Origin of the sequence: Actinomycetospora lemnae (assembly GCF_028737315.1) — a bacterium.
Taxonomy (GTDB): Bacteria; Actinomycetota; Actinomycetes; order Mycobacteriales; family Pseudonocardiaceae; genus Actinomycetospora; species Actinomycetospora lemnae.
The window spans coordinates 136,195-162,291 of the sequence record NZ_JAQZAO010000007.1 but is presented as its reverse complement, the minus strand read 5'-3'; the positions used below and the strand labels follow the sequence as shown (position 1 = coordinate 162,291).

29 protein-coding genes are annotated in these 26,097 nt (G+C 75.3%); 7 read left to right on the top strand and 22 right to left on the bottom strand.

Annotated features, from left to right (window positions below; genetic code table 11):
- Nucleotides 1–17: 17 nt before the first annotated feature.
- The 5 genes from PGB27_RS17390 to PGB27_RS17370 form a co-directional block, all read right to left on the bottom strand.
- Nucleotides 18–1,277 carry a deoxyguanosinetriphosphate triphosphohydrolase gene (locus PGB27_RS17390; RefSeq protein WP_408630088.1) on the bottom strand — a complete coding sequence of 420 codons (1,260 nt, stop codon included), beginning with the start codon at nt 1,275–1,277 and terminating at the stop codon, nt 18–20.
- A 2-nt stretch (nt 1,278–1,279) separates the two neighbouring features.
- Complete coding sequence (locus PGB27_RS17385; RefSeq protein ID WP_274201644.1) at nt 1,280–1,969, bottom strand: YdcF family protein; 690 nt, start codon at nt 1,967–1,969, stop codon at nt 1,280–1,282.
- Nucleotides 1,966–2,979 carry an XdhC family protein gene (locus PGB27_RS17380; protein ID WP_274201643.1) on the bottom strand — a complete coding sequence of 338 codons (1,014 nt, stop codon included), beginning with the start codon at nt 2,977–2,979 and terminating at the stop codon, nt 1,966–1,968. Before PGB27_RS17380 ends, PGB27_RS17385 begins: the two co-directional genes overlap by 4 nt.
- A 25-nt stretch (nt 2,980–3,004) precedes the next feature.
- Nucleotides 3,005–4,432, bottom strand: a complete 1,428-nt coding sequence (locus tag PGB27_RS17375; RefSeq protein WP_274201642.1) for a glycine--tRNA ligase — start codon at nt 4,430–4,432, stop codon at nt 3,005–3,007.
- Nucleotides 4,433–4,559: 127 nt separating this feature from the next.
- Entirely contained in the window at nt 4,560–4,892 is a 333-nt protein-coding gene (locus PGB27_RS17370; protein ID WP_274201641.1) for an antibiotic biosynthesis monooxygenase family protein, read from the bottom strand.
- Between the two features lie 100 nt (nt 4,893–4,992).
- On the opposite strand from PGB27_RS17370, the gene PGB27_RS17365 reads away from it, so the two are divergent.
- From PGB27_RS17365 to PGB27_RS17355, 3 genes are read left to right on the top strand one after another with little or no spacing between them, the layout of a single operon-like run.
- Complete coding sequence (locus PGB27_RS17365) at nt 4,993–5,298, top strand: DUF6703 family protein (RefSeq protein WP_274201640.1); 306 nt, start codon at nt 4,993–4,995, stop codon at nt 5,296–5,298.
- Complete coding sequence (locus PGB27_RS17360; RefSeq protein ID WP_274201639.1) at nt 5,295–5,675, top strand: ArsR/SmtB family transcription factor; 381 nt, start codon at nt 5,295–5,297, stop codon at nt 5,673–5,675. Before PGB27_RS17365 ends, PGB27_RS17360 begins: the two co-directional genes overlap by 4 nt.
- Entirely contained in the window at nt 5,672–6,094 is a 423-nt protein-coding gene (locus PGB27_RS17355) for a Fur family transcriptional regulator (protein ID WP_274201638.1), read from the top strand. The genes PGB27_RS17360 and PGB27_RS17355 overlap by 4 nt, the downstream gene beginning before the upstream one ends.
- A gap of 183 nt (nt 6,095–6,277) precedes the next feature.
- On the opposite strand, the gene PGB27_RS17350 is transcribed toward PGB27_RS17355, so the two are convergent.
- From PGB27_RS17350 to hrcA, 16 genes are all read right to left on the bottom strand, one after another.
- The gene (locus PGB27_RS17350; RefSeq protein ID WP_274201637.1) at nt 6,278–8,215 is read right to left on the bottom strand and encodes a BCCT family transporter; all 1,938 of its coding nucleotides are present in this window, start codon (nt 8,213–8,215) and stop codon (nt 6,278–6,280) included.
- Between the two features lie 130 nt (nt 8,216–8,345).
- Nucleotides 8,346–9,203 carry a DUF1980 domain-containing protein gene (locus tag PGB27_RS17345; RefSeq protein ID WP_274201636.1) on the bottom strand — a complete coding sequence of 286 codons (858 nt, stop codon included), beginning with the start codon at nt 9,201–9,203 and terminating at the stop codon, nt 8,346–8,348.
- Entirely contained in the window at nt 9,200–10,207 is a 1,008-nt protein-coding gene (locus PGB27_RS17340; protein ID WP_274201635.1) for a permease, read from the bottom strand. The genes PGB27_RS17345 and PGB27_RS17340 overlap by 4 nt, the downstream gene beginning before the upstream one ends.
- Nucleotides 10,208–10,351: 144 nt before the next feature.
- The gene (locus PGB27_RS17335; RefSeq protein ID WP_274201634.1) at nt 10,352–10,762 is read right to left on the bottom strand and encodes a hypothetical protein; all 411 of its coding nucleotides are present in this window, start codon (nt 10,760–10,762) and stop codon (nt 10,352–10,354) included.
- Nucleotides 10,759–11,538 (bottom strand): isoprenyl transferase, encoded by a 780-nt coding sequence (locus PGB27_RS17330; RefSeq protein ID WP_274201829.1) that lies wholly within the window; start codon nt 11,536–11,538, stop codon nt 10,759–10,761. Before PGB27_RS17330 ends, PGB27_RS17335 begins: the two co-directional genes overlap by 4 nt.
- Nucleotides 11,539–11,606: 68 nt before the next feature.
- Complete coding sequence (gene recO, locus PGB27_RS17325; protein WP_274201633.1) at nt 11,607–12,530, bottom strand: DNA repair protein RecO; 924 nt, start codon at nt 12,528–12,530, stop codon at nt 11,607–11,609.
- 227 nt (nt 12,531–12,757) lie between these two features.
- Nucleotides 12,758–13,708, bottom strand: coding sequence for a GTPase Era (era, locus tag PGB27_RS17320; RefSeq protein ID WP_274201632.1), 951 nt, complete (start codon nt 13,706–13,708; stop codon nt 12,758–12,760).
- A complete protein-coding gene (lhgO, locus tag PGB27_RS17315; RefSeq protein ID WP_274201631.1) occupies nt 13,695–14,963 on the bottom strand; it encodes an L-2-hydroxyglutarate oxidase in 1,269 nt (422 codons plus the stop codon). Before lhgO ends, era begins: the two co-directional genes overlap by 14 nt.
- Nucleotides 14,960–15,343 (bottom strand): cytidine deaminase, encoded by a 384-nt coding sequence (locus tag PGB27_RS17310; RefSeq protein ID WP_274201630.1) that lies wholly within the window; start codon nt 15,341–15,343, stop codon nt 14,960–14,962. Before PGB27_RS17310 ends, lhgO begins: the two co-directional genes overlap by 4 nt.
- Nucleotides 15,336–16,769, bottom strand: coding sequence for a hemolysin family protein (locus tag PGB27_RS17305; RefSeq protein ID WP_274201629.1), 1,434 nt, complete (start codon nt 16,767–16,769; stop codon nt 15,336–15,338). The genes PGB27_RS17310 and PGB27_RS17305 overlap by 8 nt, the downstream gene beginning before the upstream one ends.
- Complete coding sequence (gene ybeY, locus PGB27_RS17300; protein ID WP_274201628.1) at nt 16,766–17,347, bottom strand: rRNA maturation RNase YbeY; 582 nt, start codon at nt 17,345–17,347, stop codon at nt 16,766–16,768. Before ybeY ends, PGB27_RS17305 begins: the two co-directional genes overlap by 4 nt.
- A gap of 23 nt (nt 17,348–17,370) precedes the next feature.
- On the bottom strand, nt 17,371–18,426 hold the full coding sequence (locus PGB27_RS17295; protein WP_274201627.1) for a PhoH family protein: 1,056 nt from the start codon (nt 18,424–18,426) through the stop codon (nt 17,371–17,373).
- A gap of 79 nt (nt 18,427–18,505) precedes the next feature.
- Nucleotides 18,506–19,402 (bottom strand): alpha/beta hydrolase, encoded by an 897-nt coding sequence (locus PGB27_RS17290; RefSeq protein WP_274201626.1) that lies wholly within the window; start codon nt 19,400–19,402, stop codon nt 18,506–18,508.
- 16 nt (nt 19,403–19,418) lie between these two features.
- Nucleotides 19,419–20,165 carry a 16S rRNA (uracil(1498)-N(3))-methyltransferase gene (locus PGB27_RS17285; RefSeq protein ID WP_274201625.1) on the bottom strand — a complete coding sequence of 249 codons (747 nt, stop codon included), beginning with the start codon at nt 20,163–20,165 and terminating at the stop codon, nt 19,419–19,421.
- Between the two features lie 16 nt (nt 20,166–20,181).
- Nucleotides 20,182–21,339, bottom strand: a complete 1,158-nt coding sequence (dnaJ, locus tag PGB27_RS17280) for a molecular chaperone DnaJ (RefSeq protein WP_274201624.1) — start codon at nt 21,337–21,339, stop codon at nt 20,182–20,184.
- A gap of 53 nt (nt 21,340–21,392) precedes the next feature.
- Nucleotides 21,393–22,412: a heat-inducible transcriptional repressor HrcA gene (hrcA, locus tag PGB27_RS17275; protein ID WP_274201623.1), complete on the bottom strand. Its 1,020-nt coding sequence runs from the start codon at nt 22,410–22,412 to the stop codon at nt 21,393–21,395.
- A 272-nt stretch (nt 22,413–22,684) separates the two neighbouring features.
- Here hrcA and PGB27_RS17270 point away from each other — a divergent pair, with 272 nt between their 5' ends.
- Genes PGB27_RS17270 through PGB27_RS17260 form a run of 3 tightly spaced genes read left to right on the top strand, consistent with a single transcriptional unit; the run spans nt 22,685 to nt 24,430 of the window.
- The gene (locus PGB27_RS17270; RefSeq protein ID WP_274201622.1) at nt 22,685–23,014 is read left to right on the top strand and encodes a hypothetical protein; all 330 of its coding nucleotides are present in this window, start codon (nt 22,685–22,687) and stop codon (nt 23,012–23,014) included.
- Nucleotides 23,014–24,123: a hypothetical protein gene (locus PGB27_RS17265; RefSeq protein WP_274201621.1), complete on the top strand. Its 1,110-nt coding sequence runs from the start codon at nt 23,014–23,016 to the stop codon at nt 24,121–24,123. The genes PGB27_RS17270 and PGB27_RS17265 overlap by 1 nt, the downstream gene beginning before the upstream one ends.
- 31 nt (nt 24,124–24,154) lie before the next feature.
- Nucleotides 24,155–24,430 (top strand): hypothetical protein, encoded by a 276-nt coding sequence (locus PGB27_RS17260; RefSeq protein WP_274201620.1) that lies wholly within the window; start codon nt 24,155–24,157, stop codon nt 24,428–24,430.
- Nucleotides 24,431–24,615: 185 nt separating this feature from the next.
- On the opposite strand, the gene hemW is transcribed toward PGB27_RS17260, so the two are convergent.
- Nucleotides 24,616–25,851: a radical SAM family heme chaperone HemW gene (gene hemW, locus PGB27_RS17255; RefSeq protein WP_274201619.1), complete on the bottom strand. Its 1,236-nt coding sequence runs from the start codon at nt 25,849–25,851 to the stop codon at nt 24,616–24,618.
- On the opposite strand from hemW, the gene PGB27_RS29455 reads away from it, so the two are divergent.
- Nucleotides 25,747–26,067: a putative leader peptide gene (locus PGB27_RS29455; RefSeq protein ID WP_408630087.1), complete on the top strand. Its 321-nt coding sequence runs from the start codon at nt 25,747–25,749 to the stop codon at nt 26,065–26,067. The two genes, hemW and PGB27_RS29455, sit on opposite strands and share 105 nt — an antisense overlap.
- Nucleotides 26,068–26,097 lie beyond the last annotated feature (30 nt).

Sequence of the window (26,097 nt, the reverse complement as noted above, 5' to 3'; positions counted from 1 at the left end):
GCCGTTCGCTGCGTCCCTCAGCCCACCGAGCGGGCCTCGCGCAGGCGGGCGCACCACTGCGGGACGGCGGCGTCGGTGAGTACCGCGACCTGGTCGACGACGACCCTCAGGCGCGCGGCGTCGCCGCCGGCCGCCTCCCACGCCGGGACGAACGCCGGGTCCAGCGCGCGGGGAGCGCCCGCGACGAGGCGCTCGACCAGCTCGGTGACCAGCGCGCGCTGCTGCGTCTGCACCGCGAGCCGCGCCGGGTCGCGCATCACCCAGCGCAGCGCCGCCGCCTTGAGCACCGCCACCTCGGCGCCGACGCCGGCGGGCACCACGAGGTCCGCGCCGTGCCCGGCCGGCACGACGTCGTCGCCGACCGCGTCGCGGGTGGCCTCGACGGTGCGGGTGACGAAGCGCCCGACGAGCTCGCTGGTCAGGCGCTTGAGCGCGGCGGTGGCCTCCAACGAGCCGTCGTGCGCGCCGTGGGCCGCGGCCGCGCGCACCACCGGCAGCTCCGCGAGCACCCCGGCCGCGTGCTCCAGGTCGGCGGGCGGGGCGGCGGAGAACGCCTCCGCGGCCAGCGCCGCGAGCTCGGCGCGCTCCGCCGGGCGGCCCAGCCACGCGAGGACGATGCGCCCGGCGAGGATGCCGTCCTCGAGGTCGTGGACCGAGTAGGCGACGTCGTCGGCCCAGTCCATGATCTGCGCCTCGACGCAGCGCCGGTCGCCGGTCACGCCCTCGCGCACCCAGGTGAAGACGTCGACGTCGTCGGGGTAGACGCCGAACTTGCGCAGCCCGGGCCGGCGCTCCCACGGGTACTTGAGGCACGCGTCGAGCACGGCGCGCGTGAGGTTCAGCCCGCGGCAGCGGTCGTCGTCGAACACCTTGGGCTCGAGCCGCGTGAGGATCCGCAGCGTCTGCGCGTTGCCCTCGAACCCGCCGCAGTCGCCCGCCAGCGCGTGCAGCGCCCGCTCGCCGTTGTGCCCGTACGGCGGGTGGCCGATGTCGTGGGCCAGACCGGCGGTGTCGACGACGTCGGGGTCGGCCCCCAGGTCCTCGGCCATCCCCCGCCCGATCTGCGCGACCTCGAGCGAGTGCGTCAGCCGCGTGCGGGGCACGCCGGTGACCGCGGCGTCCTCGTCGGGCCCGACGACCTGCGTCTTGCCGGCGAGGCGGCGCAGGGCGGCGGAGTGCAGCACGCGGCCCCGGTCGCGGGCGAACGGCGAGCGACGGTCGCGGCCGGGCTTGGGCGCCTCGTCGAACAGGCGCGCCGCCCGGTGCCCCGCGTCCACGGCTAGCCGAGCCCGGGGTCGGAGAAGTCCGGCGACCCGTGCGTGAGGTGGTAGTAGATCAACGCCCCGGTCTCGCGGACGATGTAGCGGAACTGGGTCTCGCGCGTCTGCACCACCGGGCCGCGCTTCGTCGGCGACGTCGTCGCCTCGAGCCCGACGTCGTCGGCCATGGTGCGCGAGCGCAGCGAGTGCCACGGGTCGCTGACCAGCACCGCCGAGCGCCACCCGCGCACCTCCGCGACGCCGGCGACGGCCTCGAAGCTCTCGTAGGTGTCGCGGCCCTCGTCGACCGGCAGCAGCGCCTGGCCCGGCACGCCGTTCTCGACGAGCCACTGCTGTCCGGCCTGCGCCTCGGTGAACGCGTCGCCCGCCGCGGCCCCGCCGACGGTGACGATCCGCGGCGCGACCCCCTCCTCGTAGAGCTCGAGGGCGTGCTGCAGGCGCGCACGGAACACCGGCGACGGGCGCCCGTCGTACTGCGCGGCGCCGAGCACGACGATCATGTCCACCGGCTGGCGCTCGTCCACCCGCCCGAGCTGCCACACCCGCACCGCGGTGCCGCCGACGAGCAGCAGGGCGACGACGATCGCGCCGACCACCACCCGCGGCGCCCAGGCCAGCGCGGCGCGGGCGGTGCCGCCGGTGTCGGACGACGCGGGACGCGGGCCGGCGGTCGGGTCGGGCCGGCTCATGCGCCGATCGGTCCGGCCGCCCGGCCCAGGGCCGACGGGTCGCGGCCGCTGCGCGCGGCGAGCACCTCGCCGACGATCGACACCGCCGTCTCGGCCGGGGTGCGGGCGCCGAGGTCGAGCCCCACGGGCCCGTGGATGCGCGCGAGCTGCTCCGCGGTGACGCCGGCGGCGAGCAGGCGCTCGCGCCGCGCCGCCTGGGTGCGCCGCGAGCCCAGGGCGCCGAGGAAGCCCCGGCCAGGCCCGGATCCGTGACCCAGCCCGGTGCGCAGGACGGCGTCGAACGCGGGGTCGTGGTCGACCAGGACGAGCACGTCGGCGTCGGTGAACGCGGCGACGGCGGCGTCGGCCTCGGCCACGGTGTCGGCGCGGCGCGAGGTCCACCCGAGCAGCGCGCTCTGGGCGGCCAGCGCGTCGGCGATCGCGCCGCCACCGACCACGACGACCGTCGGCACCGGCACCCACAGGTCGACGAGCACGTCGGCGCCGTCCTCGAGCACCACGCGCTCGGTGACCGTCGCCCCGCGCCGCAGCAGGCCCCGCGCGTGGGCGGCGGCGGCCGCGTCGACGGCGGCGAAGCCCAGCGAGCCCTCGACCACGTCGAGCTCGCCGCCGGTGATCGCCAACGACGCCGACCCGTCCGCGCGCGTGACGAGCGCCGCCGGCACCCCGGCCACGAACGCCTCGGCGAGCGCCCGCGCAGGTGCCGCGCCGAGGGGGTGGCCGAGCAGCGTCGCCCCGCCCGCGCACGCGAGCCCTGCGGCGACGGCCGCGTCCTCGGCCACGTGGGCCTCGACGACCTGGGGCCGCTCGCGCGCCTCCGTCGCCAGCACCGTCGCGCGGTCGTCCAGCGCGCCGCGCAGCAGCTCCCCGCCGAGTGCGCCGTCCGCGCCCGCGACGAGCAGCTGGCCGGGCTCGACGGTGCCGAACCCGTGCCGGTCGAGCACGCGGACCACCGCCCGCGCCCCGTCGCCCCGCGCCAGGACCGCGGCCACCTCGCTCAGGTCGCTCACCCGTCCCAGCGTAGGCGAGCGCGGCTCAGCAGCCGATCAGCCGGGCCGCGAGGTAGGACTCGAGCTGGTCGAGGGACACGCGCTCCTGCGTCATGGCGTCGCGGTGCCGGACCGTCGCGGCCTGGTCGTTGAGCGAGTCGAAGTCGACCGTCACGCAGAACGGCGTCCCGATCTCGTCCTGGCGGCGGTAGCGACGGCCGATGGCGCCGGCGTCGTCGAACTCGACGTTCCAGTGCTTGCGCAGGGTCGCCGCGAGGTCGCGCGCCACCGGCGAGAGGTCGGCGTTGCGCGACAGCGGCAGCACCGCGGCCTTGACGGGCGCGAGTCGCGGGTCGAGGCGCAGCACCGTGCGCTTGTCGACGCCGCCCTTGGCGTTGGGCGCCTCGTCCTCGGTGTAGGCCTCGAGCAGGAACGCCATCATCGGCCGGCCGACGCCCGCGGCGGGCTCGATGACGTAGGGCCGGTAGCGGGAGTCGGTGGCCTGGTCGTAGTAGCTCAGGTCGACGCCGCTGTGGTTGGTGTGGGTCGTGAGGTCGAAATCGGTGCGGTTCGCGATGCCCTCGAGCTCGCCCCACTCCTGGCCGGCGTTGAACTGGAACCGGTACTCCACGTCGACCGTGCGCTTGGAGTAGTGGGAGAGCTTCTCCTTGGGGTGCTCGTAGTGCCGCAGGTTGTCCGCGGCGATCCCCAGGTCGGTGTACCAGCGCGTGCGCTCGTCGATCCAGTACTGGTGCCACTGCTCGTCGGATCCGGGCTCGACGAAGAACTCCATCTCCATCTGCTCGAACTCGCGCGTGCGGAAGATGAAGTTGCCGGGCGTGATCTCGTTGCGGAAGCTCTTGCCGATCTGGCCGATGCCGAACGGCGGCTTCTTGCGCGCGGCGGACATGACGTTGGCGAAGTTGACGAAGATGCCCTGCGCGGTCTCGGGCCGCAGGTAGTGCAGGCCCTCCTCGGACTCCACCGGGCCGAGGTAGGTCTTGAGCATCATGTTGAACTCGCGCGGCGCGGTGTACTCGCCGCGCACACCACAGTTCGGGCAGGGCACCGTCGAGAGGTCGTAGCCGACCTTGCCCTCGGCGTCGACGGTCTCCAGCGACGGCCCGCCGGTGCGCTCGCTGAAGTCCTCGGCGAGCTGGTCGGCGCGGAAGCGCCGGTGGCAGTTGGTGCACTCGACCAGCGGGTCGGTGAACACGTCGACGTGGCCCGAGGCCACCCACACCTGGCGCGGGAGGATGACGCTGGAGTCGAGGCCGACGACGTCCTCGCGCCCGGTGACCATCGACTTCCACCACTGGCGCTTGATGTTGTCCTTGAGCTCCACGCCGAGCGGGCCGTAGTCCCACGCCGACCGGGTCCCGCCGTAGATCTCCCCGGACGGGAAGACGAAGCCGCGGCGCTTGCAGAGGTTGACCACGGTCTCGATGCGGGCGCTGCCGGTGGGGGTGGGCACGGTGGTACTCCGGGGAATCGTGAGGTGATGCTGGGTCGCGCTGCCCGCCGGCCGGGCACGCTGGCCGAGCGGGTGCACCCAGCGTAGCGAGCGCACCAGCAGCGGCCGTCGGGCGGCGGCGCGGGGGTCAGCGGTCGCTGAGCAGGCTCGGGTGCTCGGTGACGCCGTCGGGGCCCGCGACGAGGGCGCGCTCGTGCGCGGCGGGCTCGTCGGTGAGCGCCTCGGAGAGCAGCGGCACCACGTGCTCGCGCACGTCGAAGGGCTGCAGGGCGCGGCGGTACGCGGTGACGGTGGCGAAGCGGGCGACGAGGACCCAGCGCCCGGGCTCCTCGATCGCCCGACCGAGGTCGACGCCCTCGCACCCGGGCTGGGCGGCGAGCAGGGCGACGGCACGCCGGGCGCGCTCCAGGAACGCCGGGGCCTCCCCCGCATCCGGCGCGAACCGGCAGACCAGCAGCATCCGGTGTCCTCCCCCGCAGGTCGACAACGGATGCCATTATCGGGAGGGACAACGTCGGGGTGCAGGCCCCGTCGGCGGAGGAGATGGCCGGGAGGCAGCGGTGAGCTCTCGCGGACCGGGACGGGCGCGCACGCCCTTCGCCGGACGGCGCGGCCGGATGCTGCCCGGTGAGGGGCCGCTCGCACGCGTGCCGGCGGTCGCGGTGTTCGCCGTCGTGGTGGTCGTGTTCGCCGTCGGTGTGATCGTCGGCGGGGTGCCCGGCGCGGTCCTCCTGGGGCTCCTCGCGGTCGGCGTCGCGGTGCTGCTGGCGGCGACGTGGCCACGGCTGCGCACGAACGAGCGGGCGGTGCGCGTACTCGTCCTCGTCGTGCTCGTCGCCATCGCGATCGGGCTGGTGCTGCGGTGACGGCGCCCTCACGGCCGACGGCGGCCGACCCGGCGGGCGTGCACGAGGCCCCCGCTCTCCCCGACCGCGGGTTCCCCGGGCCCGAGACGCCGGGGTCGGCGGCCCTCGTCGCCGCCGGCGACCTGCTGCGCGCCCTCGCCGCGCCCGTGCGGATCGCCATCGTCCTGCAGCTGCGCAGCTCGCCGCGCTGCGTCCACGAGCTGGTCGACGCCCTCGAGGTGACCCAGCCGCTGATCAGCCAGCACTTGCGGGTGCTCAAGGCGGCCGGGGTGGTGCGCGGCGACCGGCGCGGGCGCGAGGTCGTCTACCGCCTCGTCGACGACCACCTCGCCCACATCGTCGTCGACGCCGTCGCGCACGTGGAGGAGGAGTCGTGACGACCTCCGGACCCCGCGCGCCCTCGGTGCCGGGCCTGCGCGCGACGCGGCAGCGGGCGGCGATCGCCGGGCTGCTCGACGAGCTCAGCGACTTCCGGTCGGCGCAGGAGATCCACGAGGAGCTCCGGCGCCGCGGCGAGGGCATCGGCCTGACCACGGTGTACCGCACCCTGCAGGCGCTCGCCGACGCCGACGAGATCGACGTCCTGCGCACCGGCACGGGCGAGGCGTCCTACCGCCGCTGCTCCGAGCACCATCACCACCACCTGGTCTGCCGCGTCTGCGGCAAGACCGTCGAGGTCGAGGGCCCCGCCGTCGAGCACTGGGCCGACCGCGTCGCCGCCCAGCACGGCTTCGCCGAGATCTCCCACACCGTGGAGATCCTCGGCATCTGCGCCGCCTGCCGCGCCGCGGGCTGAGCCCTCCCCGGGGCCGCCGGTGGTGGCGGCGAGGGTCACCCCCGCTGCGTGGCGGGCAGCCGGGGAGTCCCTCGTTCGCACGGCCTTGGGGGACGCGTCCCGGCGATGCGACCCGGGGCGCGTCCCGGAGACGACGAGAGCCGGGCCCCGCGTGGGGACCCGGCTCTCGGTCGGTGGTGCTGACTACTCGCGGTCGGCCGACGGCCGCCCGGCGGTCTCGGTGCGCGGGCCGGGACCGGTGTCGACGACCTCGGTGCCCGCCGGGTCGTCGTCCTTCCGGCTCGCGCGGTGCCGTGCGGCCCGGGCCCGGGCTTCGTCCGGATCCGCGGGCACGGCCGGGGTCTCTCCCGTCGAGAACGGGTCCTGCACGCCGTAGACCTCGGCGTACGTCGGGCCACCCGAGTCACCCGAGCGCTGCCGAGCCTTCGGCGTCGGGAAGGCCTGGACGTGCAGGTAGAAGTCCTCGCCGTGCTTGTCGGTGCCGTGGTCGATCGCCTGCTCCATGACCTCGAGGCCCTTGCGCTCGCGCAGGATCACGGGGTCGTGGTTGAGGTCGCGCATGAAGGCGACGCAGAGGAACACCATGATGACGACGAACGGCGCCGCCACCAGGATGGTCAGGCTCTGGAGGCCGGACAGCGCGTCCTCGCCGCCGACGAGCAGCATGATGATCGCCACGGCGCCCATCACGGAGCCCCAGAAGATGACGACCCACCGGGACGGCTCGTCGGTGCCGCGCTGGGACAGGGTGCCGGTGACGATCGACGCGGCGTCGGCCCCGGAGACGAAGAAGATCGCTACGAGGACCATGACCAGCAGGCCCGTGAACGTCGCCCACGGGTAGGCGCCGAGCACGGCGAAGAGCTGGTCCTGGGTGTCGGCCGCGGCCGGGTTGAGGCCCGCCTGCTGCTGGCTGATCGCGGTGCCGCCGAAGATCGCGAACCACACGAGGCTCACGAGGCTGGGCACGAGGATCACGCCGCCGACGAACTGGCGGATCGTGCGGCCCCGACTGATCTTGGCCAGGAACATGCCCACGAAGGGGGTCCAGGAGATCCACCACGCCCAGTAGAAGACCGTCCACGAGCTCAGCCACTCGAGCATGGCCTCGCCGCCGGTGGCCTCGGTGCGCCCGACCATCTCGGCCCAGTCGCCGATGTAGGCGCCGACGGCGGTGGGGATGAGGTCGAGGATGATCACCGTCGGGCCGACGACGAACAGGAACAGCGCCAGCACGCCGGCGAGCACCATGTTGATGTTCGACAGCCACTGGATGCCCTTGGCGACGCCCGACACCGCCGAGAGCACGAACGCCGCGGTGAGGACGATGATCAGTGGCACGAGCACCTCGTTGCCCGCGCCGGGCAGGAACCCGGTGACGTCGAGACCGCCGCCGATCTGCAGGGCGCCGAGCCCGAGGGAGGCGGCGGAGCCGAAGATCGTCGCGAAGATCGCGATGATGTCGATGATGCGGCCGGGCACGCCGTTGGCCGCCTTCTCGCCGATGAGCGGGATGAAGGCGGAGCTGATGAGCTGGCGACGGCCCTTGCGGAACGTCGAGTACGCGATCGCGAGGCCGACCACCGCGTAGATCGCCCACGGGTGCAGCGTCCAGTGGAACAGCGAGGTGGCCATGGCCGTGCGCAGGGCGCCGACCTGGTCACCGGGCATCACGGACCCGGGCGGCGGCTCGGTGAAGAAGGACAGCGGCTCCGCGACGCCGTAGAACATCAGGCCGATGCCCATGCCGGCGCTGAACATCATCGCGATCCACGACACGGTGCGGAACTCGGGCTGCTCGTCGTCGCGGCCGAGACGGATGCGGCCGAACCGGCTGAACGCGAGCCACAGCGCGAAGAACACGAACCCGGTGGCGGCGAGGATGAAGCCCCAGCCGCCGCCGCGGATGACGCCGCTGAGCATCGCGCTCGACACGGCACTGAGGCTCTCGGTGCCGATCACGCCCCAGGCGACGAAGATGACGGCGAGCGCGGCGCCGACTCCGAAGACCACCCAGTCGGTGCCGTGCCTGCGGTCGGCCGCGCTCACGGCCGGGACGTCCGGCTCGCCGCCGGGCGGCCCGGCTCCGGCGCCCGGTGGTGTCGAGAGATCCTGTGTCATCGCGAGTCGCGCCTCCCTGGCCTCGAGAGACGCCCCTCCTCTCCGCATGCTCGACGGACGCTGGAGTCTACGGCTGCTTTCTGCGGTTCATCCCGCTTTCCGACGCTCGGTGTCGCGACGCCGCGTTCGGTCAGTATTCGTACACCGGATCGGGCGTGGCAACCAGCGACAACGATGTCACCGTGAGTGTCGGCACGTGGCCGTCGGCCGCGGTGCCCGTGCCGGGCACGACCCGACCGCGCACGGCGACCCACCGGTCGCCCGCGTCACCACTCCCGTCACCACTCCCGCCACCACTCCCGCCACCGCCCCCGTCCGCGGCCGGTCCGAGACCGTCGAGCAGGCCCCCGGGGTCGGCGAGGTGGACCCGCACCGCGGACGCGTCGGCGGCGCAGCAGGTGATCACCAGGCGCGCCAGGTCGACCGGCGCGCTCCCCGGCGGCGGCGTGCGCGCCGGCACGAGGAAGCCCCTGACCGTGACGTCACGTGTGGTGAGCACCCCGTGCGGGTCGGCGGCAGAGCGCGAGACCACCTCCAGCAACCCCAGCGGCGGCGCCTCGCCCGGCGGCAGCGGGTCGTCGGGCACCGCGGCCATCGGCGCGGCGCGCGCCCCCACCCCGCCGACCGCCGCCGACCCGAGCGCCGGCGGCACGACGAGCAGCAGCGCGAGTACCGGCAGCACGAGCATCCACGCGGCGGGCCCGGCGCGGGCGCCGTGCCCGTGGCCCACGTGCCCGTGGCCGTCGTGCTCGTGGCCGTCGTGCTCGTGGCCGTCGTGCTCCCCGTGGCTCCCACCGTCCCCGACCGGCAGGCCCCGCAGGTCGCGCACGAGCCCCACCACCGCGACGGCGACGAGGACCACGCCGGCGACCAGCACCGGCGTCGCCGACCACGGCCGCACGTAGCGCAGGTACGACCCGTCGAGCACGATCTTGATCAGCACTCCGCCGACGAGCACGAGCAGCACGTGCTGGGTGTCGCGGCTCATCGCGGGCCGCCCAGTACGAGCAGGCCCGCGACCAGGGCGGACGTCACCGCGACCACGAACGTCAGCGGGGCGAACCGGGCCGCGAACGCCCGCCCGAACGCGCCGGCCTGCAGGGCGACGAGCTTCACGTCGACCGCTGGCCCGACGACCAGGAACACCAGGCGCGGCAGCAGCGGCAGCGCCGAGAGCGACGCCGCGACGAAGGCGTCGGCCTCGCTGCACAGGGCGAGCAGGACCGCCAGCACCGCCATGACCGCGACCGCGAGCACGAGGTGCCCGGCGAGCCCGTCGAGCCAGCTCTGCGGGACGACCACCGTCATCACCGCCGCCGCGAGCCCGCCCAGCACGAGGAAGCCGCCGGCGTCGACGACGTCGTGGCGCACGGTCTCGGCGAACACCGCCCACCGCGGCGTCCCGTCGTCCGGCGGTGGGCGGCGCACGCGCGCGGCGATCCACTCCGCCCGCCCGAACCGGCTCCACAGCCAGCCCACGCCGACCGCCGTGGCGGCCGAGCCGAGGAGGCGCGCGAGGACCATCTCGGGGTGGTCGGGGAACGCCACGGCCGTCGCGACCAGCACGACCGGGTTGATCGCCGGGGCGGCGAGGAGGAACGCCAGCGCCGCGGCCTCGGGCACGCCCTGGGCGACCAGCCGGCGCGCCACCGGCACCGACGCGCACTCGCACCCCGGCAGCACCAGCCCGGCCGCGCCCGCCACGGGGACGGCGAGGGCCGGGCGCGTGGGCAGCACCCGGCGCAGCACCGCCGGCGACACCCACGCCGCGATCGCGCCCGACAGCAGCGTCCCCAGCACGAGGAACGGCAGCGCCTGCACGCACACCGCGACGAACACCGTGGCCGCCGTCCGGACCACCCCGACGTCGAGCAGCCCCACCAGCGGGCCCTGCAGCGCCGTCGCCGCGAGGAGGGCTCCGCAGAGCACCACGAGCGACCCGGAGCCGCGCCACGTCGCCGGTGGCGTGTCGGTCGGTCGGGGGGCGCTCACGGCCCGTGATGCTGCCAGCCGATCACCGCGCCCTCCGAGGCCCCGCCCTGCGCCTGGGGACAGCTGGGAGGGTTGGGGACGGGCGCCGAAGTCGCTGGGCCGGGAGCTCGACCGGACGCCGCAGCCGCGGCGGCCGTGGAGACGTCAGTCGCCGGGGACGAGGTCCGCCCGGACCTGCTCCGCGGTGGACACCACGAGGCGCAGCAGCGTCCCGAGCGGCCCGACCGCGAGCCCTTCGGCGGGGAAGGCGTAGCGCAAGGTCACGTCCCAGCCCCGGTCGGTCGCGACCGCGCCGAGGGTGCCGAACAGCCCCTGACCGGCGCGTTCGGCGACGACCCGCGGGGTCTCGGCGTCGGTGAGGTCCCAGGCCACGACGCAGGTCAGGCTCAGCACGGCGAGCCCCTCGACCAGCTCGACGCCCTGGATCGCGCACGGCACGGCGCCGCTGCGGAACGACAGCGCGCCGTCGTCGTCCACGTGCACGTCGACGAACTGCTCCATCGCCTCGCGGGCGGTGATGAGCAGGCTCGCGGTGGTGGCGGCCTCACGGCTCACGAGGTGCCGGTCCCTTCGGCTCGGTCCATGGCGCCGCCGTAGCGACGGTCGCGCCGGGCGTAGATCTCGCACGCCTCCCAGAGGTGGCGCCGGTCGAAGTCGGGGAAGAGGGTGTCGAGGAACACCATCTCGGCGTACGCCGACTGCCACAGCAGGAAGTTCGACGTCCGCTGCTCCCCCGAGCTGCGCAGGAACAGGTCGACGTCGGGCATGTCGGGCTCGTCGAGGTGGCGGGCGAGGGCCTTCTCGTCGATGCGCTCCGGGTCGATCTCCCCGCGCGCCGCCCGCCGCGCCAGCTCCTTCGCGGCGCCGACGATCTCCGCGCGACCGCCGTAGTTGACGCACATGGTGAGGGTGACGACGTCGTTGTCCCGCGTCATCTCCTCGGCGGTCTCGAGCTCCTTGATCACGCTGCGCCAGAGCCGCGGCCGCTGCCCCGACCAGCGCACACGCACGCCCATCGCGTGCATCTCGTCGCGGCGGCGGCGGATGACGTCGCGGTTGAACCCGAGCAGGAAGCGCACCTCGTCGGGGCTGCGCCGCCAGTTCTCGGTGGAGAACGCGTAGGCCGAGATCCACTTGACGCCGATGTCGATGCAGCCGCGCACGACGTCGAGCAGCTGGCCCTCGCCCTGCCGGTGGCCCTCGATCCGCGGCAGCCCGCGCTGGTTGGCCCAGCGCCCGTTGCCGTCCATGACCAGCGCGACGTGGTTCGGCACCAGCTCGGGCGGGATGGCGGGCGGGGTGGCGCCGCTGGGGTGCGGGGTCGGCGCCATCACCGTCGGGTCGTCGCGGCCGCGCAGCGGGCGGTGCGAGCGGCCCCGCTCGGGGCGCACGCGGGGGCTCACCGGGCGGCCTCGGGGGTCGCGCCGGCCTTCTGTCCTGACCGAAGGGGCCCTTCGCTCGAATGCTCGCCGACGTCGTCCCGGCGAGGGGCGCCCTCCGCCGGCTCTTCCGAGCGAAGGGTCCCTTCGCTCAGATCGTCCACCTCCAGCCCCGCGCCCGCCGCGAGGTCCACGCGCGGGACGCCGCCGCGGCGGTCGACGAGCGGCAGGGAGCGCAGGGTCCGCTCGAGGTGCCATTGCAGGTGGGCGGCGACGAGGCCCGCGGTGTCGCGGCGGGCGGCGGCGTCGGTGCCCTCGGCGGTGCTCCAGTCGCCGTCGCGCAGGGCCTCGAGGAGCCGCCAGGTCGGCTCGGACGGGACGACGGCGCCCGACGGCCGGCAGGGCTCGCACACCGCGCCGCCCGCGGGCACCGAGAAGCGGCGGTGGTACGGCGCGCCCTCGGAGCCGCAGCGGGCGCACTCGGTGATCGCCGGGGCCCAGCCCGCGATGACCATCGCGCGCAGCAGGAAGGCGTCGAGCACGAGGTAGGGGTCGCGGGAGCCGCCGGCGAGCCCGCGCAGCGCCCCGACGAGCAGCAGGAACAGCTCCCGGGCGGGCTCGCCCTCCTCGGAGGTGAGCCGGTCGGCGGTCTCGAGCAGGGCGCAGCCGGCGGTGTAGCGCGGGTAGTCGCCGGTCAGGTCGCCGCCGAACGCGTCGAGGGTCTGCACCTGGGTGACGACGTCGAGGCTGCGGCCGGTGTGCAGCTGTAGGTCCACGTGGCCGAACGGCTCCAGCCGCGCCCCGAACCGCGAGCTCGTGCGCCGCACGCCCTTGGCGACGGCGCGCACCTTGCCGTGCCGGTGGGTCAGGAAGGTGACGATGCGGTCGGCCTCGCCGAGCTTCTGCAGCCGCAGCACCACCCCGGTGTCGCGATAGAAGCCCACGCCCTCATCGTCGCACCCCGACGGCGGCGAGGCGTGCACCACGGGTCGCGGATCGGGGTGGTTCGTGAGCTCCCAGCCGCCGTCGACGATCGGGCTCGTCCCGTTGACGGAGGACGCGTGCGAGGTACAGGGCCAGCCCGGCGATCTCGCGCTGCTCGGGTGATCGTGGGGGCTTTCCTGGCTCTGAGTGCCAGCGTGGACGCCAGGCTGAGACACCTCGCGAGGCTCTAGAAGCCCAGGCGGCGGAGCTGGCGGGGGTCGCGCTGCCAGTCCTTGGCGACCTTGACGAACAGGTCGAGGTGGACCTTCTCGCCCAGCAGCGCCTCGATCTGCCGGCGGGCCTCGGTGCCGACGTGCTTGAGCCGCGAGCCGCCCTTGCCGATCACGATCGACTTCTGGCTGTCGCGCTCGACGAAGATCTCGGCGCGCACGGTGAGGACCTTGCCCGGTGTCATCTCCTCGACGACCACCGCCAGCGAGTGCGGCAGCTCGTCGCGCACGCCCTCGAGCGCGGCCTCGCGGACGAACTCGGCGATCAGGGTGGTCTCGGGCTCGTCGGAGAGCTCGCCCTCGGGGTAGAGCGGCGGGCCGGGGGGCATGCGCGCGAGCAGGAGGTCCGCCAGCAGCGAGACCTGGTGGCCCGACGACGCGGACACCGGGACGATCTCGGCGAACTCGTGCCCGAGGGTCTCGCTGAGCTGCTGCAGCGCCAGGAGCCGCTCGGCGATCACCTCGGGGCGCACGAGGTCGGTCTTGGTGAGGATGCCGATGACCGGGGTCTTCGCGGTGACCTTCGCCAGCTCGGAGGCGATGAACCGGTCGCCCGGCCCGACCGCCTGGTCGGCGGGCACGCAGAAGCCGATGACGTCGACCTCGGCCCACGTCGTGTGCACGACGTCGTTGAGCCGCTCCCCCAGCAGCGTGCGCGGACGGTGCAGGCCGGGGGTGTCGACGAGCACCAGCTGCCCGTCCTCGCGGTGCACGACGCCCCGGATCGCGTGCCGCGTCGTCTGCGGGCGCGACGAGGTGATCGCGACCTTCTGCCCCACCAGCGCGTTCGTCAGCGTCGACTTGCCGACGTTCGGGCGGCCGACGAAGCAGGCGAACCCCGAACGGAAGCCGTCCTGATGGGTCGAGCTCCGCTCCGCTGCGTCTCCCGGCGACTCAGGCGTCGACACTCTTGCCCTCCAGCCGCGCCACGATCTCCCGGCCGATCGGCAGCGCCGCGGTCGCCGCGGGCGAGGGCGCGTTGAGCACGTGCAGCACGCTCGGCCCGTCGTCGGGGGACCCGTCCTGCACGAACAGGAAGTCGTCCACCAGCGACCCGTCCGGCCGGATCGCCTGGGCCCGCACCCCGGCCCGCCGGGCCACGTCGTGCGGCGGCTGCAGGTCGTCGGCGGTCACCCCGGGCAGCATCCGCGCCACGGCCGCGGCCATCGCCCGTCGCGACAGCGACCGGTACATCTCCCCCAGCCCGTAGCGCCACTGCTTGCCCGCGAGCGCCAGGAAGCCGGGGTCGGTGAGCGTCCCGGCGAGCTCGCGCACCCGCAGCGTGCGCCAGTCGTAGCCCTCGCGGGCCAGGGCGAGCACGGCGTTCGGGCCGACGTGCACCGACCCGTCGACGCCGCGGGTCGCGTGCACGCCGAGGAACGGGAACGCGGGGTCGGGCACCGGGTAGACGAGCCCGCGCACGGCCTCGCCGATCGGCCCGACCAGGTCGGAGTACTCGCCGCGGAACGGCACGATCCGCACGCCTGGGTCGAAGCCCGAGGCGCGGGCGATCTCGTCGGAGCGCAGGCCCGCGCACACGACGACCTGGCCGGCGAGCAGGTCGCCCCGGTCGGTGTGCACGACGGTGTCGTGGCGCCGCCGCTGCACCGAGCGCACGGCCCGCCCGGTGTGCAGCACCGCGCCCCGCTGCACGGCGAGGTCGGCGAGCTTCTGCGTGATCGCGCCGTAGTCGCAGATGCCCGTCGACGGCACCCACAGCCCGGCGATCGCGGCGACGGCGGGCTCGCGCTCGCGGACCCCGGCCTCGTCGATCTCGTGCACCTCGACGCCGTTGGCGCGCCCGCGGCGGACCAGCTCGGCCATCCGCGGCAGCTCGGCCTCGTCGGTCGCGACGACGACCTTGCCGCACTCCTGGTACGGCAGCTCGTGCTCGGCGCAGAACTCCTTGGTCTCCGCGCAGCCCGCGACGGCCAGGCGCGCCTTGAGCGAGCCCGGCGCGTAGTACAGCCCGGAGTGGATGACGTTGGAGTTCCGCCCGGTCTGGTGGGTGCCGGGCGTGTGCTCGCGCTCCACGAGGGCCACCGACGTGTGCCCGGCGGCGAGCAGCTCGTGCAGCACCGCGAACCCGACGATGCCCCCGCCCACCACGACGACGTCGTGGTGCGGGCTCGGCGCCACCGGGCGGTGCCCTGGCCGGCTCACGAGGCCACCCGGTGCACCGCCGCCGCATCCGGGCCCGCGACCAGCACCGACGCGCCCGCGGAGACGTCGGCGACCGCGGCGAGGCCCGGGTCGTCGAAGCCGCCCTCGAGGCCCTCGACGCCGACGACGGCCGCCGCCTCCAGGCCCGGCGCGCCCGCCGCCACGGCCGCCGCGACCGCCGCCTGCAGCGCGGTCAGCGACAGCGAGGGCAGGGCGACGGTGCACGCGGCGTAGGTGCGGCCGTCGCTGTCGCGCACCGCCGCGCCGTGCGCCGCGCCGGTGCGGGCGCGCGCCGACCGGGCGAGGGTCACGATCTTGGCGTCCTCGGCGTCGAGCGCGTCGGGGGCCACCGGGTCGGTGAGGGTGGCAGCGTCAGCCACGGTCGTCCTTTCCGTCGCGGGCGCCGGTCGGGGCTCCGGCTTGGGCGAAGTCGCCCTCGGCGCGGTCGGTGTCCCCCGCATCGTCGCCGGTCGACGTCCTGGTCCCGTCGGCCGGGGCCCCGTCGGCCGGCGACTCCCCGGTCTCCTCGCCCGGGGTGCGCCAGACCAGCAGGCTGCGGATGCGCATGCGGCCCCGCGCGTCCTCGCCGCCCTCCGCGCGCAGGCGCAGCCCGGCGATCTCGGCCTCGGCGCCGGGCAGCGGGACGCGCCCGAGCCGCTGGGCGAGCAGCCCGCCCACGGTGTCGACGTCCTCGACGTCGAACTCGGTGCCGGTGGCCTCCTCGAGGTCCTCCACCGGCAGCCGCGCGGCGACCCGCCAGGTGTTCTCGTCGACGTGGTCGAGGGGGCGGTGCTCGGCGGCGTCGTACTCGTCGGTGATCTCGCCGACGATCTCCTCGAGCAGGTCCTCGATGGTCACCAGGCCCGCCGTGCCGCCGTACTCGTCGACGACCAGCGCCATGTGGTTGCGGTCGCGCTGCATGTCGCGCAGCAGGGCGTCGGCGCGCTTAGAGTCGGGCACGAAGCTCGCCGGCCGCATGACCTCGCCGACCGCACCCGGGCCGTCGGCGGGCGCGTCGTCGTCGAGCGTGCGCCGCACCAGGTCCTTGAGGTACACCACGCCGACGGTGTCGTCGACGTTCTCCCCGATCACCGGGATGCGCGAGTAGCCGCTGCGCAGCGCGAGGGCCAGGGCCTGGCGCACGGTCTTCTCGCGCTCGATCCACACGACCTCGGTGCGCGGCACCATGACCTCGCGCACCCGGGTGTCGCCCAGGTCGAACACCGACTGGATCATCGCCCGCTCGTCGTCGTCGACGAGACCGCCGCGCTCGGCCATGTCGACCATCTCGCGCAGCTCCACCTCCGACGAGAACGGTCCCTCGCGGAAGCCGACGCCCGGCGTCAGGGCGTTGCCGACGACGATGAGCAGCGACGCCAGCGGGCCCAGCAGGCGCGCGAGCAGCCGCACCGGCACGGCGACGCCCAGCGCCATGCCGTAGGGGTGCTGGCGGCCCAGGGTGCGCGGCCCGACGCCGATGAGCACGTACGACACGAGCACGACGACCAGGCCCGCGACCAGCAGCGCGAGCCAGTCCGGGCCGATGAGCTGCAGGGCCACGAACGCCCCGAGCACCGTCGCGGCCGCCTCGCACGCCAGGCGCAGCAGCATGAGCAGGTTGAGGTGGCGGGGGCGGTCGGCGACGATCGCGGCCAGGGCGCGGGCCCCGGTCGCGCCCTCGCGCACGAGCCCGTCCACCCGGGCCCGCGACACCGTCGAGATCGCCGCGTCCGCTGCGGCGAACACGCCGGCGAGCGGGACGAGGAGGATCGCGGCGACGAGCTGACCGATCAGCTCGGGGGTCACGACGAGGCGCTCCCCGACTCGTCCAGGCCGACGGTGCCGAGCAGCCGGTCGTCCTTCGCGCGCTCCCGCGCGCTGCGGGCGGCAGCGGCCGCGCGCTCACGGGCGGCGCGCTCGGCCTCGGCCCGCGCGGTGCGCCAGTCGGCGAGCAGCTCGGCCTGCAGGCCGAACATCTGGCGCTCCTCGTCCGGCTCGGCGTGGTCGTAGCCCAGCAGGTGCAGCACGCCGTGGACGGTCAGCAGGTGCAGCTCGTCCTCCAGGCCGTGCCCGGCGGCGGCCGCCTGGTCCGCCGCGAACGCGGGGCAGAGCACGATGTCGCCGAGCAGCGCCGGACCCGACGACGGCGCGTCCGGACGGCGCGCCGAGTCGTACTCGTCCATCGGGAACGACATGACGTCCGTGGGCCCGGGCTCGTCGAGCCACCGCTCGTGGAGCTCGGCCATGGGCTCCAGCTCGACGAGCATGATCGACAGCTCGGCGAGCGGGCTCACCCCCATGCGGTCGAGGGCGTAGCGCGCGACCTCGACGATCGGGCCCTCCGCCACCTCGACGCCGGACTCGTTGGCGATCTCGATGCTCATGGGGGCCTCGTCGGTGGGGTGGGTCATCGTCCTCGGCGCTCGCGGTTGCGCGGCCCCACGGGCGGCCCGGTACGCGGGGCGCTGGAGACCGCCTGGGGACGCCGCTGCTGGGCCGCGTCGTACCGGCCGTAGGCGTCGATGATGTCGGCGACCAGGCGGTGGCGCACGACGTCGTGACTGGTCAGCTCCGCGAAGGCGACGTCGTCGACGCCGTCGAGGATCTCGCGCACCACGCGCAGGCCCGAGGTGGAGCCGCCGGGCAGGTCGACCTGCGTGATGTCGCCCGTGACCACCATCTTCGAGTTGAAGCCCAGGCGCGTCAGGAACATCTTCATCTGTTCCGGCGTCGTGTTCTGGGCCTCGTCGAGGATGATGAAGGCGTCGTTCAACGAGCGACCCCTCATGTACGCCAACGGGGCGATCTCGATGGTCCCCGCGGCCATGAGCTTGGGCACCGACTCGGCGTCGAGCATGTCGTGCAGCGCGTCGTACAGCGGGCGCAGGTAGGGGTCGATCTTCTCCGAGAGCGTGCCGGGCAGGAACCCGAGCCGCTCGCCGGCCTCGACCGCCGGCCGGGTCAGGATGATCCGGTTGACCTGCTTGGCCTGCAGCGCCTGCACAGCCTTGGCCATCGCCAGGTAGGTCTTGCCCGTGCCCGCCGGGCCGATGCCGAAGACGATCGTGTTGACGTCGATGGCGTCGACGTAGCGCTTCTGGTTGAGCGTCTTGGGACGGACGGTGCGCCCGCGGCGGGACACGATGTCGAGGCTGAGCACCTCGGCGGGCGACGGCGCCCCGTCACCCTCGCCGTCCTCGTCACGCAGCATGCGCACCGAGCGCCGCACCGCGTCGGGGTCGATCTGCTGGCCGCGGCTCGCGAGCACCACGAGCTCCGCGAACACCCGCTCGGCGAAGGCCACGTCGGCCGGCTCGCCCGTGAGGGTCAGCTCGTTGCCGCGGACGTGGACGTCGGCGGCCAGCAGGCTCTCGGCCTCGCGCAGGTTCTCGTCGCGCTTGCCCAGGAGCGCCAGGAGCGCCGCCTCCGGCACCACGATCCGGGAGGTTCCGTCACCGGTCACGTGCTGAACAGTCCTGCTTCCTCGCCGTCGGTCCTTCACACCGATCCTAGCGCCACCGCGGGGGTGGTCGGGGTGCCGCTCACAGCAGCCCCTCGACCTCCTCGCGCACCACGGCCCACGCGGGCTGGTCGGGGTCGATCACCGCGAAGTGGTCGACCCCGGGCAGGACGCGCAGGCGGGCGTCCCCGCGCGCCGCGGTCGCGGCCGTCACGTAGCGCTGCGACTGGTCCACCGGCACCACCGTGTCCGCGTCCCCGTGGACGCACACCACCGGGGCGGGTGCCGGCACGAGCGCGGCCGGCGAGGCCAAGGCGTAGCGGTCCGCGACGGTGTCCGGGCGCCCGCCGAGCAGGTCGACCACCGCGCCACCGCCCAGGTTCGCCGCCGCCCCGGCGACGAGGTCGAGCACGCCGGCCTGGCTGACGGTCCCGGCCGGCCGCACCTGCGGGTCCGCGCCGGGGGTGCCGGCGTCGAGGCGCTCCCGGCTCGCGGCCCAGGTCACGAGCTGCCCGCCCGCCGAGTGCCCGAGCAGCACGACGCGGTCGAGGTCGAGGCGCCCGCCCGCGGCCTGCTGCACCGGGCCCGCGAGCAGGTCGACGGCGTCGGCGACGTCGGTGAACGTCGCGGGCCAGCCCCCGCCCGCCCCGACCCGGCGGTACTCGACGTTCCACGCCGCGATGCCGCGGTTGGTGAGGTCGACCGCGAGCGGGGTGCCGAGCTCGAGCCCGTACGACGCACGCCAGTAGCCGCCGTGCACGACGACGACCACGGGGACCGGCCCCGGCCCGGGCGGCAGGTGCAGCACCCCGTACTGGGCGGGGTCCTTGCCGTAGACCAGCGTCCGCGGCGCGGGGGTGCCGGGCTGGGTCGGCGGGATGACGACGTCCCCGGTCGGGGTGCTCACGCGGGTGCAGGCGGCGAGGGCGGCCACACCGGTCAGCCCGGCCAGCGCGCCCAGGAGCGATCGGCGCGCCATCCTGACCCCCAATCCGTCACCCCCATCGCCCGGTCCGCGCGCCCAGCGCCCCGAGCGCGACGGCCGCGGCGCTCGAGGTCCGCAGCACGCCCGGGCCCATCCGCACCTCGCGCGCGCCGGCGCCGGCGAGCAGCGCGCGCTCGTCGTCGGTCACCCCGCCCTCGGGCCCGACGACGAGCACCAGCTCGCCGCGCTCGGGCAGGGCGACGTCGGCGAGCGTCTCGGTCGCCGTGGCCTCGAGGACCAGCACGGCGTCGGCGTCGCGCTTGGCGAGGTCGCCGGTGGTGGCGGGCGGGGCGACGTCGGGGACCCGCGCGCGGCGGGCCTGCTTGGCGGCCTCGCGGGCCGTGGAGCGCCAGCGCGCGAGCGCCTTCTCGCCGCGGGTGCCGTCGTCCCAGCGCGCGACGCAGCGCTCCGCGCGCCACGGCAGGATCGCGTCCACCCCCGCCTCCGTGGCCAGTTCGACGGCGAGCTCGGCGCGATCGCCCTTGACCAGGGCCTGGGCCAGCGTGATGCGCAGCGCGGGCTCGTCGTCCACCCGACGCTCGAGCACCGACGTCGCCACCCGGCCCTTGCCCACCTCGGTGACCTCGGCCCGGGCCCGCGTGCCGGCGCCGTCGCCGAGCAGCACGACCTCGCCGACCCGCACCCGGCGCACGTCGGCGGCGTGGCGGCCCTCGGCACCCTCGAGCACGACCTCGCCGTGCTCGGGCAGCGCGTCCACCCAGAACAGCGCCGGGCGGGACCAGGCGGCGGCGCTCACCGTCGTCACCGCCGGGTCACCGCGTGCGGCCGCCCGAGCGCCGGCGCCCGAAGAGCCCGTTGCGGTGGGCCGCGAGCTCGGGGCGCTCCTCGCCGCGCAGCTCGGCGAGCTCGCGCAGCAGCTCGGTCTGGCGGGGGTCGAGCCGGTCGGGGACGTGGACGTCGAGGTGGACCAGCAGGTCGCCGCGCCCGTCGGTGCGTCCCGTGGAGCGCAGGCGGGGCATGCCGCGGCCGCGCAGGGTCAGCGTGGTGTTGGGCTGGGTGCCCGGCTCGATCGTCAGCTCCTCCTCGCCCTCGAGGGTGCGCTGCGGGAGCGTGGTGCCGAGCGCGGCGGCGGTCATCGGCAGGCTGACGTGGCAGTGCAGGTCGACGCCGTCGCGGGTGAAGTAGTCGTGGCGCTCCTCGGAGACCTCGATGTAGAGGTCGCCGGCCGGGCCGCCGCCGGGGCCCACCTCGCCCTGGTTGGCCATCCGGATCCGCATGCCGTCACCGACGCCCGCGGGCACCTGGACGGTGACCGTGCGCCGCGACCGCACACGCCCGTCCCCGCCGCACTGCGAGCAGGGGCTGGGGATGATCTCGCCGGTGCCGCGGCAGACCGGGCAGGCGCGGGCGGTGACGACCTGACCGATGAACGAGCGCTGCACGTTCTGGATCTCGCCGCGGCCGTCGCAGGTGTCGCAGGTCTCGGTGCGGGTGCCCGGCTCGGCACCGCCGCCGTGGCACTTCTCGCAGAGCACCGCCGTGTCGACGGTGAGGTCGCGGGCGACGCCGGTCGCGCACTCCTCGAGCGTGAGGTCGATGCGGATGAGGGCGTCCTCGCCCGGCTGGACCCGACTGCGCGGGCCCCGTCCCCCGGTGGCCCCGGCGGCGCCGAAGAACGCGTCCATGATGTCGCCGAGGCCGCCGAACCCGGCCGCGGAGAACCCGCCGGCGCCGCCCCCGCCGCCCCTGCTGGTGTCCAGCGGGTCGCCGCCGAGGTCGACGATGCGGCGCTTCTGCGGGTCGGTCAGGACCTCGTAGGCGTTCTTGACGTCCTGGAACCGCGCCTGGGTCTCGGCGTCGGGGTTGACGTCGGGGTGCAGCTCGCGGGCGAGCTTGCGGTACGCCCGCTTGATCTCGCCGTCGTCCGCCTCCCGGGACACGCCCAGGATTCCGTAGTAGTCCTTCGCCACGCTGGTCCTCGTCCGTCCTGTCGCTCTCGAGCCGCCGCCCGCGTCGCGGGCGCTCAGCGTCCCCCGACGATCTCACCGACGTAGCGCGCCACCGCACGCACCGCCGCGATCGCGCTGGGGTAGTCCATGCGGGTCGGCCCCACGACGCCCATCCCGCCCAGCGCCGTGGTCCCCGCTCCGTAGCCGATCGACACCGTGGACGCGCTCCACAGGTCCTCGGACTCGTTCTCCTCACCGATACGCACCGTGACCGTGCCCGCGTCGCTCGCGGAGGTGAGCAGCCGCAGCACGACCACCTGCTCCTCGAGCGCCTCCAGCATGCCGTGCAGCGCCGCGGCGTCGGTGCCCGCCCGGGTGAGGTTGGCGGTGCCGCCCAGCACCAGGCGCTCCTCGGGCCGCTCCAGCAGGGCCTCGATGAGCACCGCGGCCACGCTCAGCAGCGGCGAGCGCAGGCCGTCGGGGGCGTCGTCGGGCAGCTCGGACATCCGCTGCGAGGCCGTCGCCAGCGGCTGGCCGACCAGCGCGTTGTTCAGCAGCGCCCGCAGCCGCGACACGTCCTCCTCGTCGAGGACGTCACCGAGGTCGACGACGCGCTGGTCGACGCGCCCGGTGTCGGTGATCAGCACCAGCATCAGCCGGGCCGGGGTCAGCCGCACGACCTCGAGGTGGCGCACCGTCGAGCGCGTCAGCGTCGGGTACTGGACGACCGCGACCTGCCGGGTGAGCTGAGCGAGCAGGCGCACGCTGCGCTTGAGGACGTCGTCGAGGTCGACCGCGCCCTCGAGGAACGTCGTGATCGCCCGGCGCTCGGCGGCCGAGAGCGGCTTGACCTGGTGGAGACGGTCGACGAAGAGCCGGTAGCCCTTGTCGGTGGGGATCCGCCCGGCGCTGGTGTGCGGCTGGGCGATGTAGCCCTCCTCCTCCAGCGCCGCCATGTCGTTGCGCACGGTCGCGCTCGAGACGCCGAGGTTGTGCCGCTCGACGAGGGCCTTCGAGCCGACCGGCTCGTTGGTGGCCACGAAGTCCGCGACGATCGCGCGCAGGACGGCGACGCGGCGCTCCTCGGCGTTCACCGCGCCCACCTCCCGAACGATCGAGCTCCGCTGCGCTTCGTCTCCAGACCCGCGGCTCTCGTGATCCCGTCGGGCCCGACCCACCATGGTAGGCGAGGTGTGCGGTGACGTCCGGGGAACGGAGGTCGTCAGGACCCTGTCGACCGGCTCGGGTCGCCGGGTTGTTTCGAGGACCGAAGGATCCGCCCCGAACCGCACCGTCCCGCGGTGGTTCCGCGAAACGGCCCTCACGCCCGCCGACGCGGTGTGAGCATGACCGCGTCCCGGAGGGGATGGACGTCCGACCCGAGGACCTGCGTCGGGGCGCCGCGCTGCTGCGCGACGACGCCGGCCGGGTGGGCGCCGCCCTCGGCCCGGCCGCCGAGGGCGCCGCGACGACGGCCACGGGCGCCGGCGACGGGCCGCTCGCCGAGGCGGCCGACGCCCTCGCCGGCCGCCTCGACGCCCTGCTCCGGATCGTCACCGGCAGCATCACCGAGTGCGCGGACGCCCTCGAGGCGGCGAGCACCGAGTACCTCGCGACCGACCAGGGCACGGCCGCCGGTCTCGGCGAACCCGGCGCTCCCCCGGTCGTCCTCCCCGGCCTCGAGCCGCCCCGCTGATGCCGCTCGCCGGGGACCCCGACGCCCTGCTCGCGGCCGCCGAGCAGCTGGCGTCGGCCACCCGGGCGCTCGGCACCCTCCGCGACGACCTGGCCGCCCGCGCCCGCACGATCACCGCGGACTGGTCGGGCCTCGCGGCGCCCCTGGCCCTGGCGCGGATGGACGGGAACGCCCAGGACCTGGGCCGCGCGGCCGACGCCCTCGCCGGCGTCGTCGGGCCGCTGCGGACCTGCGCCGAGGAGCTGCGGGCCGCGCAACGCGACTTCGAACGCGGCGAGCAGATCCCGGCGGGTGCCGGATCGGCCGCGCCCGGAGTCCCTCCGCCGCCCGACGGTCCGGCGCTGACGGCGTCGGCGTTCGAGCGTGCCCTCGCCGCGAACGAGGCGGCGGCGCGCGCGGTCGACGCCGCCGCGGACGCGCTCCCCGGCGTCCCGCCCGCCACGACACCCCACGATGGCTCGGGGGTCGGCGCGGCACCGGCCGGGATCGGCAACATCGCCGCGTCGCTCGGCAACGCGGCGCTCCAGCACCCCGCGTCGGGCATCGCGGTCGTCGGGGGCTCCGCCCTCGCCGGGGTGAGTGCCATGGGCGTGGTCGGGGGGACCGCGGCGACGGCGACCGGGGTCGGCGCCCCGGTGGGCGTCCCCCTCGCCGGCCTCTCGGCGGCGGGCGTCGCGGCGGGTGTCGGGCTCGCCGGCGCGGGCGCGATCGACCTCACCCACCACGCCCTCGGCGACGACCGCGTCGCGCCGTTCCGGGTCGACGAGGAGACCGGAGCCCGCGGCTGGCCCGTCGGGTCGGTGCCCGAGAGGATCGTGACCGCCGGGCGGCCAGGGCACTCGCGCCGTGTCCGCGAGGTGGACGCCGAGGACGAGCTGGCCGAGCTCTACGACGAGCTGAGCGAGGGCGGTCATCCCGCTGATCCGAGCTCATACAGGGGTCCGCGGGTTCGGTTGCCGGACGGAACGATCCTCGGCGTCCGCGACGATTCATCGTCCGGCGGCCGCACGGTCGACGCCACCTTGCCGAACGGAGAGCGTTGGAAATCCACCTTCCTCGGAACTAGCTCGAGCCTCGGCCCGCGACATCCTCGTCTGGGGTCTGAGTGACTGGGTCGATCTCGGCTTCGCGCGTCAGTACGTGAGCGACGAGGTGGGAGACGTCGGCCCCGTCGAGCTCCGTGAGCAGACGCTCGGCGTCATCGCCGCTCTCCTGGAGGCCGGGCTCTTCGTGGTCGGCGACCTCGGTCCGTCGGGCTTCGAGCCATGGCGCCTCGAGCCGGAGGCCGCCGTCGCACGCATCCGAACCGAGTGGGACGTGCCGGAGGCGCCGCTCCACGCCGGCGACGCCTGCTGGCTGCAGATCACGGACAAGGGCCAGGCGCTGGCTCGGTCCCTGGTCGACGAGGCCGAGTGAGCTTCATCGACCTCCGCGACGGCGAGGTCGCGGTGATCGCTCCCGGTGCTCCACCCACCGGCTCACAGAGGGTCGACGGAGCACCCGCAGCGATCATGCTGCGCGCCCGCCCACGAGCGGCACGTTCGGCAGGCCGCGCCGCCTCTCGATCATGCGCGAGGTGCCGGTCGAGCGCCGAAGGCCCCTCAGGCCCCCGCCAGGGAGATCGCCACGCCGTCGGCGAGCAGGCGCCCGCGGCGGGTGAGCACCGCGCGGCCGCGGGCCCAGTCCGACGACGCCAGCAGGCCCTCGCGGGCGGCCTCGTCCGCGGCGGCGCGCCCGGCACCGTCCAGCACCGACGCCGAGAGCCCGTCGGCCGTGCGCAGCTCGAGCAGCACCTGCTCGAGGTGCGCCTCGTCGGGCGTCACCAGCTCCCGCGCCTCGGCCGGCGAGCGCCCCGCCGCCAGCGCCGCCGAGTACCGCGCGGGGTGGCGGACGTTCCACCAGCGCGTGCCGCCGACGTGCGAGTGCGCGCCCGGCCCGGCGCCCCACCAGTCGCCGCCGCCCCAGTAGCCGAGGTTGTGCCGGCAGCGGGCGTCGGCGTCGCGCGCCCAGTTCGACACCTCGTACCAGCCGAGACCCGCGGCGGTGAGGACGTCGTCGACGATCTCGTAGCGGTCGGCGAGCACGTCGTCGTCGGGCATCGGCAGCTCGCCGCGCGCCACCCGCCGGGCCAACGCCGTGCCCTCCTCGACGATCAGTGAGTACGCCGAGACGTGGTCGGCGCCGGAGGCGAGGACGGCGTCGAGCGAGCGGCGCAGGTCGTCGTCGGTCTCGGTCGGCGTGCCGTAGATGAGGTCGAGGTTGACGTGGCGCAGCCCGGCCGCCAGGGCCTCCCCCGCGACGCGCACCGCCGCCCCCGGCGTGTGGCGCCGGTCGAGCACCGCGAGCACGTGGTCGACGTCCGACTGCATCCCGAGCGACAGCCGGGTGTAGCCGGCGTCGGCGATCGCGCCCAACAGCTCGGGGCTGGTCGACTCCGGGTTGGCCTCGGTGGTCACCTCGGCGCCGGGCCGCAGACCGAAGGACGACCGCACGGCGTCGAGCACCGCGACCAGCCCCTCGGCGCCGAGCAGCGAGGGGGTGCCGCCGCCGAGGAAGACGGTGTCGGCGGGCGGCGGTGTCCCGAGGACGCGGGCCGCGAGGTCCAGCTCGCGGCGCAGCCCCTCCAGCCAGGACGCCGGCGAGGCCGGGTCGTCGGCACCGGAGAGCCCCAGGTCACTGGCCGTGTAGGTGTTGAAGTCGCAGTAGCCGCAGCGCGTCGCGCAGAACGGGACGTGCACGTACACCCCGAACGGCCGCGTGCCGAGCCCGGCCAGCGCGGCGGGCGGCAGCGCGCCGTCCGGGGGCGCGGGCTCGCCGGAGGGGGGAACGGAGGGCACGCCCCCATTCTGCGCTCGACGACGACCCGCCCGAGGACGCCCGCACCGACCGGCGCCATCCCCCTGGGGCGAAGGTCACCCCGGCACCGTTCCGGGTGGAGACGCCGGGACGCGGATGGCACCGTCGACGACGTGCCCGCCCTCCGCCTGCTCCTCGTGACGCGTCGTCACGTGGATCTCGGCCGGCTGGCGAGCGCCCTCTGCCCGGCGTGCTGAGCCCCGCCCGCACGCCACCGCAGAGGACAC